Source organism: Bradyrhizobium lupini (assembly GCF_040939785.1).
In the GTDB taxonomy this organism is placed as follows: Bacteria; Pseudomonadota; Alphaproteobacteria; order Rhizobiales; family Xanthobacteraceae; genus Bradyrhizobium; species Bradyrhizobium canariense_D.
In genome coordinates this window covers 4,297,471-4,313,332 of sequence record NZ_CP162553.1, presented here as the reverse complement: position 1 = coordinate 4,313,332, position 15,862 = coordinate 4,297,471, and the positions used below count along the sequence as shown (strand labels likewise).

8 protein-coding genes and 3 pseudogenes are annotated in these 15,862 nt (G+C 65.3%); 1 reads left to right on the top strand and 10 read right to left on the bottom strand.

What is annotated here, in order from left to right; all coding sequences use genetic code 11:
- Window positions 1–244 precede the first annotated feature (244 nt).
- The 4 genes and pseudogenes from AB3L03_RS20315 to AB3L03_RS20300 form a co-directional block, all read right to left on the bottom strand.
- Window positions 245–1,185, bottom strand: a pseudogene (locus AB3L03_RS20315) (dihydrodipicolinate synthase family protein).
- A gap of 124 nt (window positions 1,186–1,309) precedes the next feature.
- Entirely contained in the window at window positions 1,310–3,391 is a 2,082-nt protein-coding gene (locus AB3L03_RS20310) for a methyl-accepting chemotaxis protein (protein ID WP_204512553.1), read from the bottom strand.
- A 133-nt stretch (window positions 3,392–3,524) separates the two neighbouring features.
- Window positions 3,525–4,295: an enoyl-CoA hydratase gene (locus tag AB3L03_RS20305; RefSeq protein ID WP_204512554.1), complete on the bottom strand. Its 771-nt coding sequence runs from the start codon at window positions 4,293–4,295 to the stop codon at window positions 3,525–3,527.
- A 17-nt stretch (window positions 4,296–4,312) separates the two neighbouring features.
- Window positions 4,313–4,780, bottom strand: a complete 468-nt coding sequence (locus AB3L03_RS20300; protein ID WP_204512555.1) for a MarR family winged helix-turn-helix transcriptional regulator — start codon at window positions 4,778–4,780, stop codon at window positions 4,313–4,315.
- A 209-nt stretch (window positions 4,781–4,989) separates the two neighbouring features.
- On the opposite strand from AB3L03_RS20300, the gene AB3L03_RS20295 reads away from it, so the two are divergent.
- Entirely contained in the window at window positions 4,990–6,708 is a 1,719-nt protein-coding gene (locus AB3L03_RS20295) for an ATP-dependent Clp protease adaptor ClpS (RefSeq protein WP_231190861.1), read from the top strand.
- 21 nt (window positions 6,709–6,729) lie between these two features.
- Here AB3L03_RS20295 and AB3L03_RS20290 read toward each other — a convergent pair whose 3' ends face one another.
- The 6 genes and pseudogenes from AB3L03_RS20290 to AB3L03_RS20265 form a co-directional block, all read right to left on the bottom strand.
- Entirely contained in the window at window positions 6,730–8,391 is a 1,662-nt protein-coding gene (locus tag AB3L03_RS20290; RefSeq protein ID WP_204512556.1) for a tannase/feruloyl esterase family alpha/beta hydrolase, read from the bottom strand.
- Between the two features lie 77 nt (window positions 8,392–8,468).
- Window positions 8,469–9,713 carry a phosphoglycerate dehydrogenase gene (gene serA / locus AB3L03_RS20285; RefSeq protein ID WP_368506949.1) on the bottom strand — a complete coding sequence of 415 codons (1,245 nt, stop codon included), beginning with the start codon at window positions 9,711–9,713 and terminating at the stop codon, window positions 8,469–8,471.
- A 99-nt stretch (window positions 9,714–9,812) separates the two neighbouring features.
- Entirely contained in the window at window positions 9,813–11,045 is a 1,233-nt protein-coding gene (locus AB3L03_RS20280; RefSeq protein WP_204512558.1) for a rhodanese-like domain-containing protein, read from the bottom strand.
- 78 nt (window positions 11,046–11,123) lie between these two features.
- On the bottom strand, window positions 11,124–12,317 hold the full coding sequence (locus AB3L03_RS20275) for a PepSY-associated TM helix domain-containing protein (protein ID WP_368506948.1): 1,194 nt from the start codon (window positions 12,315–12,317) through the stop codon (window positions 11,124–11,126).
- 62 nt (window positions 12,318–12,379) lie between these two features.
- Window positions 12,380–14,704, bottom strand: a pseudogene (locus tag AB3L03_RS20270) (TonB-dependent siderophore receptor).
- Between the two features lie 206 nt (window positions 14,705–14,910).
- Window positions 14,911–15,796 (bottom strand): annotated as a pseudogene (locus tag AB3L03_RS20265) (dihydrodipicolinate synthase family protein).
- Between the last annotated feature and the right edge of the window lie 66 nt (window positions 15,797–15,862).

The window sequence follows — 15,862 nt, the reverse complement described above, 5'->3', positions numbered from 1 at the left end:
GTTTCGTTGGTTCGCACCAACCTGGTTCGGAATAGCGGCATAATGAAGAGCTGTTGCGCGATGTCTTGAGTTGCTCCGCGGGCCAGGTTGGCGAGCGTACAATATGTCATCGCCGGGCTGCGGGAAACCGCCCGAACCGCGTTAATTCGACGCCTTCAGCCAGATGGAAGCTGGCGGGATCAGGCCAGGGTGCGCACCTCACACTCAGCGTCGTCCCGGCCTTCGCCGGGACGACAGCGTTGCGCTACTTCCCCCACCTCAACGCCAGCGCATCGCGCTCCTTGGCCAACTCCAGCAGCCCGGCCCGCGTCGCCGGGTGCAACGGCTGGAGCGGATGCCGCACCGTGTCCGACTTGATCACGCCGCCGGCCTGCATCATCGCCTTGCAGGCGATCAGGCCGCATTGGCGGTTTTCGTAGTTGATCAGCGGCAGCCAGCGTTCGTAGGCGGCTTTGGCCTCTTCACGCTTGCCGGCGAAATAAGGATCGACGATCTGGCGGATGCCGTCGGGATAGCCGCCGCCGGTCATCGCGCCGGTGGCGCCGGCATCGAGATCGGCGAGCAGCGTGATCGCTTCCTCGCCGTCCCAGGGACCCTCGATATCGCTGCCGCCGGCGTCGATCAGGCTGCGCAGCTTTGCAGCCGCGCCCGGCACCTCGATCTTGAAATAGCGGATGTTGGCGAAATCGCGCGCCAGCCGCGCGAGCAGCTCAACCGACAGGGGGTGCCGGCGACAGGCGCATCCTGGATCATGATCGGAATCTTGATCGCGCCCGACAGCACCTTGAAGAATTCGACGACGCCTTTTTCGGGCACGCGGAAGGTGGCGCCGTGATAGGGCGGCATCACCATGACCATGGCGGCACCGGCCGCCTCGGCCTGCCGGCTGCGCGCGGCGCAGACGGCCGAGCTGAAATGCGTGGTGGTGACGATCACGGGAACGCGGCCCGCGACATGCTCCAGCACCGCATGCATCACGGTCTCGCGCTCGGCATCCGTGAGCACGAACTGCTCGGAGAAATTGGCGAGAATGCACAGACCGTTCGAGCCTGCGTCAATCATGAAATCGATGCAGCGACGCTGTCCCTCAAGGTCGAGTTCGCCGCGCTCGTCGAAGATGGTGGGTGCGACCGGGAACACGCCGCGATAGGGGCGCTGGGCCTTGTGGTGGGGCGTGACCGGCATCGAACTCTCCATCCCTGATATCTCTTACATCTGCCGCGACGCTCGCACAGCGCCACAGATGTACCCGCCGCGCGCATCGGCGGCAATGCCGATCGCGCGACGTAAGGACGGAAGATTGTCGAAGCTATGCGGTCCTCACCGCGCCCAAAAAGCCCTCGACCGCGACGCGGAGACGATCGGCGTCGGCGGACATTTTCGTCACGGACACCGACAGGACCGAACCGGCATTGCCCGTCTCCTGGTTCAGCCTGGCGACGCTGCCGATGGTGTCGGTGACCTCGCGGGTTCCCTGCGCGGCCTGCTGGAAGTTGCGGGAGATCTCGGTGGTGGCCGCACGCTGCTGTTCGACCGCTGCCGCGATCGCCGTCATCTTTTCGTCGATGCCGCTGATCGCGCCGCCGATCGCGCGGATGGCCGCGACCGCCTGGCCCGTCGCGCCCTGGATCTCCGCGACCTGGCGGGAGATTTCTTCCGTCGCCGTCGCCGTCTGCGAAGCGAGGCTCTTGACCTCGCCGGCGACCACGGCGAAGCCGCGGCCGGCCTCGCCCGCGCGCGCGGCTTCGATGGTGGCGTTCAACGCCAGGAGATTGGTCTGCCCTGCGATGGCGTTGATCATCTTCACGACCTCGCCTATGCGGCCAGCGGTCTGATCGAGGATTTCGACCGTCGCATTGGTCTGCGCTGCCTGCGACACGGCTTCGCGGGCCTCGCGGGCGCTGGCCTGCACCTGCGCGGAGATCTCGCCGACGGACGCCGAGAGTTCTTCGGTCGCCGCTGCGATGGTCTCGAGATTGTTGGTGGCCTGCTCGGCGGAGGAGGAGACCGCCGCGGTCTGGCTGCTCGATTCCGAAACCAGTGAGCGGACGTCCGTCGCGGTGGCATCGAGCTCCTTGGTCGACGCCGCAACGCTGTGAATGACGGCTTGCACGGTGTCGTCGAAACTGCGGCAGGCCGCATCGACGGTGCCGGAGCGGGCGAGCTGGAGCGCCTGCTGCGATTCGCGCTCCTGGCCCAGGCGTTCCGCGGTCGCCGCGCTCTCGCGCAGGCTTTCGAGTGCGGCCGCCATGGTGCCGAACTCGTCGGGATACCTGGATTGCGGGACGGGCGTCGCGTAGTCGCGGGCGCTGATCTTGGCGATCGCGTCCAGGATGGCGCGCACCGGGCGCATCAGGCGATTGCGCACCACGTACACGCCGGTCAGGGTCACGGCGAGCGCGAGCAGGAACGCGAGCGACTGCACGACGAGATTGGTGAGCGCCTTGGCCTGCACCGTTTCCGCCCGGACGATTGACTGGTCGAGCGCCTTGTTGGCCACCGCGACGATGGACGCAAAGGGTGACTGACACAGCGTATTCCATTCCGCGGCGGGCATCGCGGGCTTACCGCTGCCGTCGAAATTCTTGGTGAGGTCGCCGATCTGCTTGAGCGCACCGTCGGTCTTGGCCTTCGCGTCCGTCGCGGCCGTCACCAGCTCCGCCGCCACGTCGGGCGAGGCCAGCAACTCGGCCATGCCTGCCCAGCCGGAGGCGATCGTGCCATCCCATTGCGCCACTGACCGCTTCTGGGCGTCGTCGAGCGGCTTGCTGCTGTTGACGTTGGAGCGAAGCGACGAACAATGGATCCCATAACGGTCGCGCACCTGCCAGGCGAAGCGCCGGACCTGGATCATGCGGGCGATGAAAGGGTCATTCATCCAGGCACGGTTCGACACCGCGGTGGAGGCGAGGTTGGCCGTTTCGATCACCTTGGTGACGGCATCATACCAGGAGTTGGTCCGCTCGATCTTGCGTTCGGCGCGCGGGCGCTTGGCCTCGTCGTAGAACAGCTGGAATTGCGGCGCGGCGGCGCTCCAGCCCTGCTTCAATGTGCCAGCGAGTTCGTCGCGGCGGGCGAAATCGACGGTGGCGAGCGCGGCGCCGATGGCGTCATAGCCGCCCTGCTCGGCCTTCTCCGCCGCCTCGAGTTTTGCTCGCGGATCATCCTCGCCGAGGATCGCGCTCTGGGCATCGCCGCGATTGTTGCGCAGCGCCAGCACGCCATGGAAGATCGCCTTGTCGGCCGCGGCAAGCCGCGCGGTCTCGAGGCTGTCGCTATAGCGGCCGAACGCCCCAACCATCTGGATCGCCGTGGAGGCCAGCGCACCCGCAGCCAGCAGGGCCATCAAGGTCAGAAGGAGCGAACTTACTGATTTCTTAAACATTGCCATGGTGTCGGGGGCCTGGGTCGGGGGCCTATTCTTTCGAGCGCCACCTTGCCCGCGACATGCCAATGTTCCGTTAAGGTTTTAATCGAATGGGCGTGAGTTTCCGGCCCGACGAGCCTCAGCGCAGTCCCGGATATCACGCAACCTTGGTGAAATCCGGCGGGCGGCGTTCCGTGAACGCCGTGAAGGCCTCGCGCGCCTCAGCGGTGCGCAGGCGCAGCCCGAACTGCTCGCCTTCGGCATTCATCTGCGCGACCAGCGTCTCGCCGTTGCGCATCAGCTTCTTGGTGGCGGTGAGTGCGCCGGCCGGCTGACGGGCAAGACGCTGCGCCAGCGCGAGCGCCTCGGCATCGAGCTTGTCGAGCGGCACGACGCGGTTGGCGAGCCCCCATTCCAGCGCGGATTTGGCCGGCACCGTCTCGCCCAGCGCGAACATCTCGTAGGCCCGCGCATAGCCGATGCGCGCCGGCATCAGCAGGCTGGAGGCTGCTTCCGGCACCAGTGCGAGGCTGACGAAGGGCGTCGACAATTGCGCGTTGTCGGCAAGCACGACGAGGTCGCAATGCAGCAGCATCGTGGTGCCGACGCCGACGGCGCGGCCCTGCACCGCGGCCACCAAGGGCCGGGAGCAGCGCGCCAGCGACTGGATGAAGCGCACGACGTTGCGGCTTCCTTCCGACTTGCCCGCCGCGACCGCCGCGAACTCGCCGACATCGTTGCCGGCGGTAAACATGTCGCCTTCGCCGCGGATCAGGATCACGCGGACCGACGGATCGTGCTCGGCTGATTCGATGGCATCGGCGAGCTTGCCGTACATCGCATCCGTCAGCGCATTCTTCTTGTCGGGGCGTGCCAGCGTGAGCGTGAGAATTCCGCCGTCGTTCCGGATCCGGACGTGCTCGGTCATGGGTCTCTCCTCTATTCCTATGGATCTCTAGAAAGCTCTGTTGAAAGCTGTCTTGGAAACTTGTCCTGAATGCTGGTCAGCCAGCGCGCGACGATATCGATCTCCGCACTGGTGAATCCGTCCGTCAACGCCGCGTTGATCTGTGCCGCGCTGGCCTTCGCCTGCGCCAGTGCCGTCCGCCCCTTCGGCGTCAGCCAGACGCGCCAGGCGCGACCATCCTCGTGATCCGCGCGCCGCTCGACCAGTTTAGCCGCCGCCGTACGGTCGACCAGCCCCGAGATGCCGGCCGGCCCCATGTCGAGCGCCGCGCCCACCTCACCCATCAGGACGCCGTTCTGCTTGCCGAGGATGAACAGCAGCCCCGCTTGCGCCGGCGTGACCTCGCTCGAAGGCTGCGCCGCCATCCAGCGCTGCACGCGCCGCTGCGCCACGCTCAACAGGTAGATCAACCGATGGTGTCTCGCGCCCGCGTCTTTATTTCGCATGCGAAATAGATAATCGAGGCGGATCAGATTGTCAAAGGACGGCAGCTGGACATGTGCCGCGGCAGTCGTCGAGGAACAGGGCCGCCCCGGCGCACCAGGACCTCACCCACCAATCGCAATTAGCCGCCGCCGTCACGCTTGACGGCCGCTTCCTTTTATGTTCCCTATTCGTTCTATTCAATCATAGATTGTCCCGGAGACCTTTCGTGATGAACAGTATGCGTGGCGAGAATCAGCCGACCCAGCTCGTAATTCATAATGACGATGATACGCCGGACCAATTCGTGATGGATCTGCTTCGGCAGGTTTTCGGCAAATCAGACCGTGAAGCGACCGCGCTGATCACCCAGATCGAGCAGAAGGAAAAAGCGGTTTGCGGACCTTACCCGCAATCGGTTGCCGAAGCCCTTTTCAAATCTGCGCAACAATCCATCGAATTGGCCGGCCACCAACTGCAGGTCACGCTAGAGGCGGTCAAGACTCCTTGCGAACTCTGTGGCAAGCCTGAGGGACAGATCGACGTTCGTATCGGCGACCGAACGGTCTGGCTGTGCAGCGACTGCATGCGTGCGGCGGATGAACCCTCGAACGAACAAGAGGAAGATTTCGACTTTGCTTGCGACGTTCTCGATTGGCACCTTGCCAGCACCGCGCGCAGCAAACTCGTGACCACGATCCGCCAGTTTCCTGGCCACATGCGGGTCGATCTCCAGGCCGCCGTCGACCGGCTCTTCGGCAAGGCCATCCGGCTGGTGGGATTAAACGAGGAGCAGCGCTACGAAACGCTGTCGATTCCACGACTGCTCAAGGAGGGCCGCTATGCGATCGCGATTGCCCCGCTGCAATATTCCGACGTCGACGTAGGCGAGAAGAGCCCGGTCAAGTGTCTGGATAACGGGCTGTGGCTGTGTGAGCAGGATCATCTCCGCTATGCGGTTTTGCTCTGCGCACACCGCGAATACAGTCGCGAGCCCGGAATTCGGATCGAAATCCTGGTACCCTCAGGTTCCGCAGGCGCGGCTCTGGTCCAGCAATGCTTCAATGAATTGGAAGAAGCCGTACAGGCTGCGCGGACCTATCGCGGCAAGATCCTGTCGCTCGATGCCGACTCCGACTATCGCGGTCGCTCGCGCGGCATCACGGTGCATCGCTTGCCGCAGGTCGCGCGCGACGAGGTGATCCTGCCGGAGCAGACCCTGCGGCTGCTCGATCGCAACGTTCTGACCTTCGTCAACACCCGAGACCAATTGCGCCGGCTGGGTCAATCGACACGCAAAGGCATCTTGCTGTACGGGCCGCCGGGCACTGGCAAGACCCACACGATCCGTTATCTCGCAACGCATTTGCCCGGGCATACGACGCTGATCATCACGGCCGAGCAGATCGGTCTGCTCGGCGCCTATATGAGCCTGGCACGGTTGCTCCAGCCGTCGATGGTGGTGATCGAGGATGTCGATCTCATCGCCCGCGACCGCGATGACATGGGGCCGTGTGAGGAATCCATGCTGAACAAGCTGCTCAACGAGATGGACGGGCTGAAGGAAGACGCCGACATCCTGTTCGTCCTGACCACCAACCGGCCGGAGGACCTCGAGGGAGCTCTCGCGGGTCGCCCCGGCCGCATCGATCAAGCCATCGAAGTGCCGCTGCCAGACGAGACCGGCCGCGGCAAGCTGGTCCGGCTCTACGGCAGGGGATTGCCGCTCGAGGGGGCCGTGATCGCGGAGGCTGCCCGACGCAGCGAGGGCACGAGTTGCGCCTTCATCAAGGAGCTGATGCGGCGGCTGGCGCAAGGAAGCATCGCGCGGGACGGCGGCAACACCGTGATCTCGGCCGATATCGACGAGGCGCTTGACGACATGCTGTTCTCCGGCGGCCGGCTTAACGCGCAGCTGCTCGGCGGCGCGCAGGCAATGGCCAGCGGGTGACGCTCCGAAGTGGCGCGCCTGCTACGGCGCGCACATGAAGCTCGACGCCTCCGTCACTGGGCCGCTCTTGTAGTGCGGCCAGGCCGGCCAGCGGCACAGCGGCAGCGCGCGAAGCGTCGCAAACGACGGCGCCTCGACCTTCTGCTCGGTAACTTCCAGATCGCCGGGCGCCCTGCCCTTTTCGACCCAGTCGACCAGCACGCTCAGCATGTCGACATTGGCCGGCGCGCCGGAGCCGACATGGTCGACCCCTGGCGCGGTGTAGAGCCGCGCGAACTCGGCCGTCTCGGCTTTGCCGACCTTGCGTTCGACGTTCTCGAAATAGCGGATGCCGGCATAGGGGCTTTGCGCGTAGTCCGCCATATGTTCGAGCATGATCAGCCGGCCGCCGCGAGCGCGGAAGCGGCTGAGGTCGGGGTCGGTGGAATCCATCAGGCTGGAGACCTCGAGCAGCCGCGCCTTGTGCGCTTCGGGCTTATACGTCGTCACGTCGAGCTTGGGATCGCGCGCGAACACGTATTGGATGCCGCCGGCGCCGTAGATCCAGGCGATGCCATTATTGGGCGCGGGCGGCTGCGCGGGAGGCGCCGTGCCAAGCCACCACGCGACCCAGCCGCCGGTCGGGCCGACCGCCGGCGTGTCCTCGCCCGACACGCCCCAGCCCGGATAATCGTCGAGGCCATTGGCGAGCGCGAACGGGAATTTGTAGGTCGCATGCAAGGTCTCGATCGCCTTGATCTGTGCGTCGGTGAGGCACTGATCGCCCGTCTTGCCGCTCGCGCAACGCAGCGTCTCCGCCTTGAAGGCCGCCTTGCAGGAAACGGGATCTTGCACCAGCGCGTCATCGGAGCCGTCGGCCTTGTCGCAAGCGGCCCGCACGGCATCGCCGACTAGCTTCACCTGCGCCGGATTGATCCAGCCATCACCCATGGTCACGAGCCCCGAACGCGTGCCGGCATGCTGCAGGCCGACCCAGTTGATGACGGGCACGCGAGCAAAGATGCCGTCGAAATCATCAGGGTAGCGCTGCGCCATGGTGAGGCCTTCGCGGCCGCCTTCGGACGACCCCATGAAGTACATTTTCTCCGGCGCCTTGCCGTAAGCGCGCTGCATCAGCGCGACGGCGGCATCGCGCACCTTCTTGTAGGCGCGATGGGCGAAATTCTCGAAGGCTTCGTCGTTGAGCGCGAACAGCTGCGGCGGCTCGCCCGGCTTGGACTCGTGACCGGAATCGGTGCCGTAGGTGACGAAGCCGCGCGCGAGCGGCGACGCCTTGTCGAAGGGATAGGCCGGCGGCAGCGCCAGGCCCGTGATCAGCACGCCATTGAATCCACCGCCGCCATATTGCAGCGAACGGCCGTTCCATTCGACGGGCAAATTGACCTGAAACTTGATCGGCGGCGCCTTGGGATCGGTGGGATCGATATGGCCGAGCAGCTTGCAGAAGCCGGGATTGGCGGGCGTGACGCGCCCCGACGGCGTCGGGCCGCGTTCGGCGACGGCCAGTTGCGACGGCGCCACCAACGTCGCCGAATCCACCTTCACGGCGTCAGCGCCGCCGACGAGGCCCTTGCAGACAGTGTCCGCATCCTCAGTCAGCGTCACCGCTGAAGCGGAATTCGCGCCCAGCGCGCCCGCTGCGCCCACCAGCAATGCGCACAGCTTCACATGGATTTGCGCCATCGTTTCCCCTTGAGTTTCTGTTCGTTGTGCCAGCAGGCCGCATTCAAGGCGCCCTGCGGCCGCTCGTCAATGCAGTGCTAGTGCTCAAACACCAGCCGCGCGCCGACGGTGCCCTCGAGGCTGCGGATCTGCTGCAGCAGCGCGCCTGAATCCTGGCCGCCGAGGTCGGCATCGAGCACGACGTAACCGAGGTCGCCGGAGGTCTCCAGATATTGCGCGGCGATATTGATGTCGCGCTGGAGGAAGACCTCGTTGAGCCGGCGCAGCATGCCGGGCACGTTGCGATGGACGTGGCTGAAGCGCGCGCCGGAGGGACGCAGATGCAGCTGCACTTCCGGAAAATTCACCGCGCCCGTGGTCGATCCGGTGATGAAAAAGTCGACCAGCTTGCGCGCCACCTCGCCGCCGATGCGCTCCTGCGCCTCCTCGGTCGAGCCGCCGATATGCGGCGTGAGGATGACATTGCCGAGGCCCTGCACCGGGCTGTTGAAGCGTTCCGAGTTCGAGGACGGCTCGACCGGAAACACGTCGATGGCGGCACCCGCGAGATGGCCGTCGCGCAGAGCCCCCGCCAGCGCATCGAGATCGACGACGGTGCCGCGGCTGTTGTTGATCAGGAGCGAGCCGGGCTTCATCGCCCGCAGCTCCTTCTCGCCGATCATCCCTGATGTCTCCGGCGTCTCCGGCACGTGCAGGCTGACGACGTCGCTCTGCGCGAGCAGCTCCTCCAGCTTCTCGACTGGCTCGGTGTTGCCGTGGCGGAGCTTGTCGGTGCGGTCGAAATAGATCACGCGCATGCCGATCGCCTCGGCCAGGGTCGAGAGCTGCGAGCCGATATTGCCGTAGCCGATGATGCCGAGGGTGCGGCCGCGCACCTCGCGGCTGCCGGTCGCCGACTTGTCCCAGCCGCCCTCATGGGCCGACACCGAGCGCGGGAAAATGCGCCGCAGCAGCATCACGATCTCGCCGATCACGAGCTCGGCGACGCTGCGCGTGTTGGAGAACGGCGCGTTGAACACCGGAATGCCGCGCTTGCGCGCCGCCAGCAGATCGACCTGGTTGGTGCCGACGCTGAAGCAGCCGACGGCGAGAAGCTGGTCGGCCGCTTCCAGGACCTGATCGGTGATCTGGGTGCGCGAGCGGATGCCGAGCAGCGACACGCCCTTGAGCGCCCGCCGCAAATCCTCCCCGTCCAGCGCCTTGGTCAGGCGCTCGACATTGGTGAAACCCGCCGTTCTGAACAGGTCCACGGCGCTGTCATTGACGCCTTCGAGCAGCAGCGCCTTCGCGTTCCGCTCAGGGCTTTGGCCTGGGGCTGGCATGGAATCTCCGTGGGTCACAGCTTCGCCGCAGCTCATAGACCGCGGGGGACGCGCAGCACAATAGGGTTCGGATACGGGGAGAAGATGGCGGGGCGGTCGTCAGATCACGTAAAACCCGTGCGTTCCGTCCAGACGCAACTGTTCGACCAGGCCGTATTCCCAGTCGAGATAGGCCTGCATCGCGCGCTCGTCGACGCCGGTGCCTTCATAGGGGCGGCGGTAGCGGTGAGCGGGGTCCGGCTTGGGGAGGACGTGCGGCGGCCCGATTTCGAGCGCGCCGTCATAGCCGCCCTCCCGCACATAGACCTCCCAACCCATCTGCGCGAGCCAGGATGCCGTCATGTCGGCGCGGACGCCCTTATCGTCGGTCAGCACGATACGCGCGCCGCGCACCGGCGCCGCCATGTCCGTCTCCTGCACGAGTTGGCCGCCGGGATAGTGGCGAAAGCCCGGGAGATGGCCGGCTGCATATTCCTCGGCGTCACGCACGTCGAAGCGATAGAGCGTGCGATCGGTCTGCGCGACAAGCGCAGCCATCTCGCTCGCACCGATGTGGCGCACGCCGGCGCGATAGGCGACATCGCGCGCATTGGCCGGACCGCCCTCGAACGGCCCGATCGCGCCACGCCTGTTAGCACCGTGGTCGAGCGTATGCCGCGCCAGCGTCCAGCCGATAGTGCCGTTGCGCAGCGCCCGGACCTTGTTCGGCACGCCGGCATTGAGCAGCGATTGGGTGCCGATGATCGAGCGGGTGCGGCCGGCGCAATTGACGATGATGGTGGTGTCGGCATCGGGTGCCGCCTGTCCTGCTCGCAGCACCAGCTCCGCGCCGGGCACGCTGACCGAGCCCGGAATGTTCATGGTAGCATATTCGTCGAAGCGGCGGACGTCGAGGATGGCAATGTTGGCCTTGTCCGCGATGAGTTTTGCCACCTCGTCGGCACTGAACGAGGGCGTGTGCCTACGCGACTCGACCAGCTCGCCAAAGGCTTTGGAGTAGGAGTTGACGTCCTCGAACATTTGATAGCCCGCGTCGCGCCAGGCCTTCAGTCCGCCATCGAGCGCGCGGACGTTGGTATAGCCGAGCGCGGCCAGCCGCTCGGCACCCGCGGTGACGAGCCCTTCGCCGTCATCATAGAGCACGATCGGCACATTCTTGCGCGGCAGCCTGACGTCCGCTTCGATCGCAATCCGATCGGCAGCCATGTTGGCGGCGAACAGCGGATGTCCCGTCGCGAAACCAGCCTCGTGCCTGAGATCAAGCAACGCGATCTCCTCGCGGAGCAGCAGTGCACGGCGGATGTCGGCGGGAGTGACGGTGGTGATCTTCATGGCGTAAACCCTGACGAGGATTGGCCATGGGCTTTTGAACGATTGCAGAAGTGTTGGCTAGCCTTTGCGGCAGCCCGTTCATTCGCCGGGAACAAGCCGCCCGAGCCGTGGCTGCGCCAGCCGCCTCAGCTTTCGACGCGACAAATAAAGCAAAACGCCGGTGACCGCGAACAGCGGCATCAGCACAGCCGCGAGCATGAACGCGAGCTTGCCGGGCCAGCCCAGAAATGCGCCGCGGTGGATATCGAGCACGTTCGCGATGGTCTTCTCGCCGAGGGTCTTATCGGAATAACGCTCCGCAGACACGAATTGGCCTGTGATGGCATCGACGCGGAATTCGTCACGGGTGGTGTCGAGGGTCGAGTCTTTCCCCCAGGAGCGGATCCGTATCACCGTGCCCGGACCGGCGGGCAGCGTCAGCAACGCCTTGGAGAAACGGCCGCCCTCTTCGTGCAGGAAGGCGGCCCACGCGCGATCAAAGCCGATCGGCTGTGCCGTCTCGCTGACACCGGCAGCACGCGACGCCTTTGTGAGCATCTTGGGCTGCATCTTCGCCGCGGCGATCTGCGGGCGCGACAGCAACCAGACGACGCCATCCTTGTACCAGTCGAACGAGTACCAGAGCCCGGTGAACGTCATCACCAGATAGACCGGCAGGACCCAGGTGCCGATCACCGCATGCAGCGACCGATGCAGACCGCGGCCACTGAGCCCGAGATTCGGCTTCAGCCACATCTTCACGCTGCCTGCACGACGCGGCCAGCGCAGCACGAGGCCCGAGATCAGCATCACGATCAGGCCGAGCGCGGCCACGCCCGTGATCTGGCGCCCCCAGCCCTTGGCGTCGCCGGGAATCAACAGCCAGCGATGAAGCTTGCGCACGGTCGCGAAAAACTCTTCGCCGTCCGGTGTGCCCAACACGCGCGCGTCATAGGGATCGACATAGAGCGAGGACGGCCGCGCGCCTCGTTCGTCGCGGGCGAAGCGCACATGCACCGCGGCGGACGGATCACTCGCCAGCGTCACGGCGGAGATTTTGCCGACGTCCTGCGCCGCAGTCAGGCGCGCAACCAGTTCGTCCGGCATCAGCGCCGGTGCCTGGCGCGGCGCGACCTGCATGATGCCGGCGTTGAGATGATCGACGATCTCGTCCTCAAAACTCATGATCGCACCGGTCAGTGCGATCACGGCGAGCAGCAGCGCCAGCACGAGGCCCGCGATGGAATGGACATGAAGCAGAGCGGCCTTGATCGCGCGCCAGGACTCACGCATCGGCGCGAGCCCTCCTGCTCGGCGCGACATCCGAAGGGCGTCCCTGCGCGACATGCCCATCGCTAAAACTTCACCGTCGCCGACAGCGAGACCCGCCGCGCGTCGCCGAGGGCGACGTTCAGATTATTGACGGCGGAGGGATAGTAGACAGTGTCGAACAGGTTCTTGACGTTGAGCTGGTAGATCACCGGCGTGTTCTGGTATTTCATCTCATAGGTCGCGAAAATATCGGCGACCACATAAGGGGGCAGGAAGAAGGAGTTGATCGAATCGCCGGGACGATCACCGACATAACGCGCGCCGCCGCCGAGGCGGAGCTGACCCGGCAGGGCTGTGCCGAAGTCATAGACCAGATAGAGCGAGGCCGTGTTCAGCGCGACGTTCTGCAGCTTCCTGCCGAGCAGCGTGACATCCTCGGATGCCGTCACGCGGGCATCGGTGTAGCCGTAACTGCCGATCAAGGCCCAGCTGTCGGTGAGCCTGCCGGTGACATCCAGCTCGACGCCGCGCGAATGAGCACGGCCCACGGTGTGGAGTTCCACGACGCCTGCGCTGTTCGTCTTGGTCGTCTGCACGTTCTTCTTGTCGAGATCGTAGAGCGCCAGCGTTCCGGAGATGCGCTTGTTCAAATCGAACTTGACGCCGGTCTCGTATGACACGCCTTCTTCCGGCGCGACGTTGGAGCCGATCGTGACGCCGATCGGCGCAATGGTCGAATTCGGCTTCAACGATTCAGTATAGCTCGCATAGAGCGATATCTGGTCGGTGAGCTTGAAAATGGCGCCGCCGAGCGGAAGCATCTTGTCCTGGGACACATTGGTGTTGGTGACAAACGGCTTCCCGCGCCCGGCGATCTGGTCGTAGTCCATGTAGCGCACGCCGCCGACCAAGGCGAACCGCTCTGTCAGATGCAACGTGTCCTGGACGAATATCGACCACTAGCCAAGCTTGTCGGTCTGCGCACTGTCTGGATTGGACCCCGTCGTTCCCGGCCCGATCAGGCCGTAAACGGGATTGTAGACATTGAAGGCGGGCGTTGTCTGCCGGATCAGATTGTCCCGGTAGATGGTGCGATACTGGCCGTCGCCACCGAACACCACGTCATTGCGCATCTCGCCGAGCCAGAAGCCGCCAGAAACGTAGGACGTTCCGTAGCTTGCGTTGCTGAGCGAACCCTGCGTGCCGTCGTTGCTGCGGGTCTCGGCGCCTGTCGTGAAGTTGATGCCGGTGATACGAAGCTGGTTGGCGCTGAAGGTCTCGGTGTTGTAGCTGTAGCCGGCGGAGAGCTTCCAATCCTGATTGAAACGGTGCTCGACAGACGCCTGGATCAGGTCCGACGTGCCCCACGTGTTATTGAAGGGCTCGTCGAGCCGGCGCGTCTTGGGCACCGCCAGCGGCGCCTTCGTCACCGGATTGAACGCCGTGCCGCGATCGAACGGATAGATGAACTCGCGATGCTCGTAGTTGAGCTGCACCGTGGTGTCCTGGCCGTACCAGGCCAGTGACGGCGCAACCAGCATCTCGCGATGGCGGCCGAAATTCCGCCAGTAATCCTCGCTGACGCCGTAGCCGATGAAGCGATAGGCCAGGCCTTGATCACCGATCGGACCGGTGATGTCGAGCAAGCCGTCGGCGCCGGTCTTGGAAGCACTGAAGGCCGAACCAAGCAGCGTAACCGAGCCGTGCTGGTACAGCTCCGGCCGCTTGCTGATCGTGTTGACGATGCCGCCGGGATCCATGATGCCGTAGAGCAGCGAGGCCGGCCCCTTCAGCACCTCGACGCTTTCGACTGCGGGATTGAAGCTGCGCCCCTGCACCAGCGGCATGCCGTTGCGCATGATCGAGCCGTCGCGGTTGTCGCCGAAGCCGCGGCGGATGACCGCGTCCTGGCTGCCGGCGAGCGTGTTGGTCTGGGTGATGCCGCTGACGTTGATCAGCGCGTCGTCGATGTTTCGCGGGAGCTGGTCCTTCAGCACCTGCTCGGGCACCACGTTGACAGCCTGCGACGTATCGAGCGGCGAAGCGCCGCTGCGCAGCGTGGTCGCGCTCGGCATCGCGCGGTAGCCGAGCTTGGCGGCCTGTTGCGCGGCGGCTTCCGCGGCCGCGCGCTCCGAGAGCGTCGGCGCTGCGGGTGCGGGATTGCGATTGCGCTGGCGCGCGGCGGTCTGAGCGCGGCGTGGGGACTGGTCCGATGCACGCGCCGCTTTCGGCCGCGGTGCCGGCGCCTCGACCGTCACCGGCGGCAGAGCCGATTGCGCTTGGGCGGCCGTCGCGCTGAAGGAAGGTGCGCCGAGCAGAACGGCTGCTCCAATGAGGAGGACTGCGCAGCTCGTGCCGGCAGGAGTTCGACCGCCGCTGACGCGCTGGCCATCCAGATGAGCACGCACTTTCGATTCACTTCCAAGTCAGACGCAGAAGCTGGCGCGTCTAACAGCCGTTGTTCGTGAAGAGAACCGCAAGCGGCCTTGAATCGCTCTAGTGTTGAATGGTTCTAGGCTTTGATCGCGCTGTTCGGCAATCCTCGATGGATTGCGCAGCGACCGCGACACGCAGCGCGCGAATTCGCGGCAACGTGTCGCGGCTTCGCGCGATCTCACGCGATCGCGGGAGCCATCAGCTCGTCGAGCTTGCGCTTGAGCGCGGTGCCGTCGGACAAGGCCCGGAGCGGCGGCCGCACGCGTAGCCAGCTCGCGTCGCCCGTCTGTGCCGCGAGGATGGCTTTCAGCGTCGTGAGGAAGGATGGTGATTTCACCACGATGTCCACGGCAGCCTGCATCCGTGCTTCGACATCCTTGCCGTCGATCATTGCCTTGACCAGCTCCGGCGCGATGTTGGCCATGCCGCAGATGGTGCCGGCACCGCCGGCGGCGATCGCGCGGGTGATGTCAACCTCGTTGCCGACGGTGATGGCGAGCTCGGGGGCGGCGGCGCGGGAAGGCCTGGAATTGCTTGAAGTCGCCGCTGGAGTCTTTCAGGCCCGCAACGACCTTGCCGTAGCGCTTGCGCAAATTCGCGGCGACGCCGGTCGGGATCGCGACACCCGAGATCTGCGGGATATGGTAGAGATAGGCACGCAGGCGATCGTCGGCGACGCCGTCGAGGATCGCCGCAAAGGCATCCTCGATGCCTTCAGCGCTGACGCTTCGGTCAAAGTAAGGCGGCAGATACAGCACGTGGCGCAGGCCGAGACCGAGCACGGCACGCGTCAATGCGATGCTGTCGCCGATCGCGGGGAAGCCGCCGCCGATTCCAATTCGGTCCGGCGCAACGCCGGCCTTGAGCACGGCTTCGATGGTCGCGACGCGTTCGGCGACATTGAACGAGGTGCCCTCGCCGGTGGTGCCGAACAGCACGACACCGTCGATGCCCTTACCGAAGAGTTGCTTGGCGTGGGCGGCGAGCTTGGCGGAGTCCACGCTGCCGTCCGTCGCCAGCGGCGTCGCCGAAGCCACCCAGAACCCGCGAATTGCCTCCGTCATCGCACCATCCGTTGCTGTGGCTTCGCACCACGTCTGATCTCGGACGATCAAACCCAGAGCTTGGCA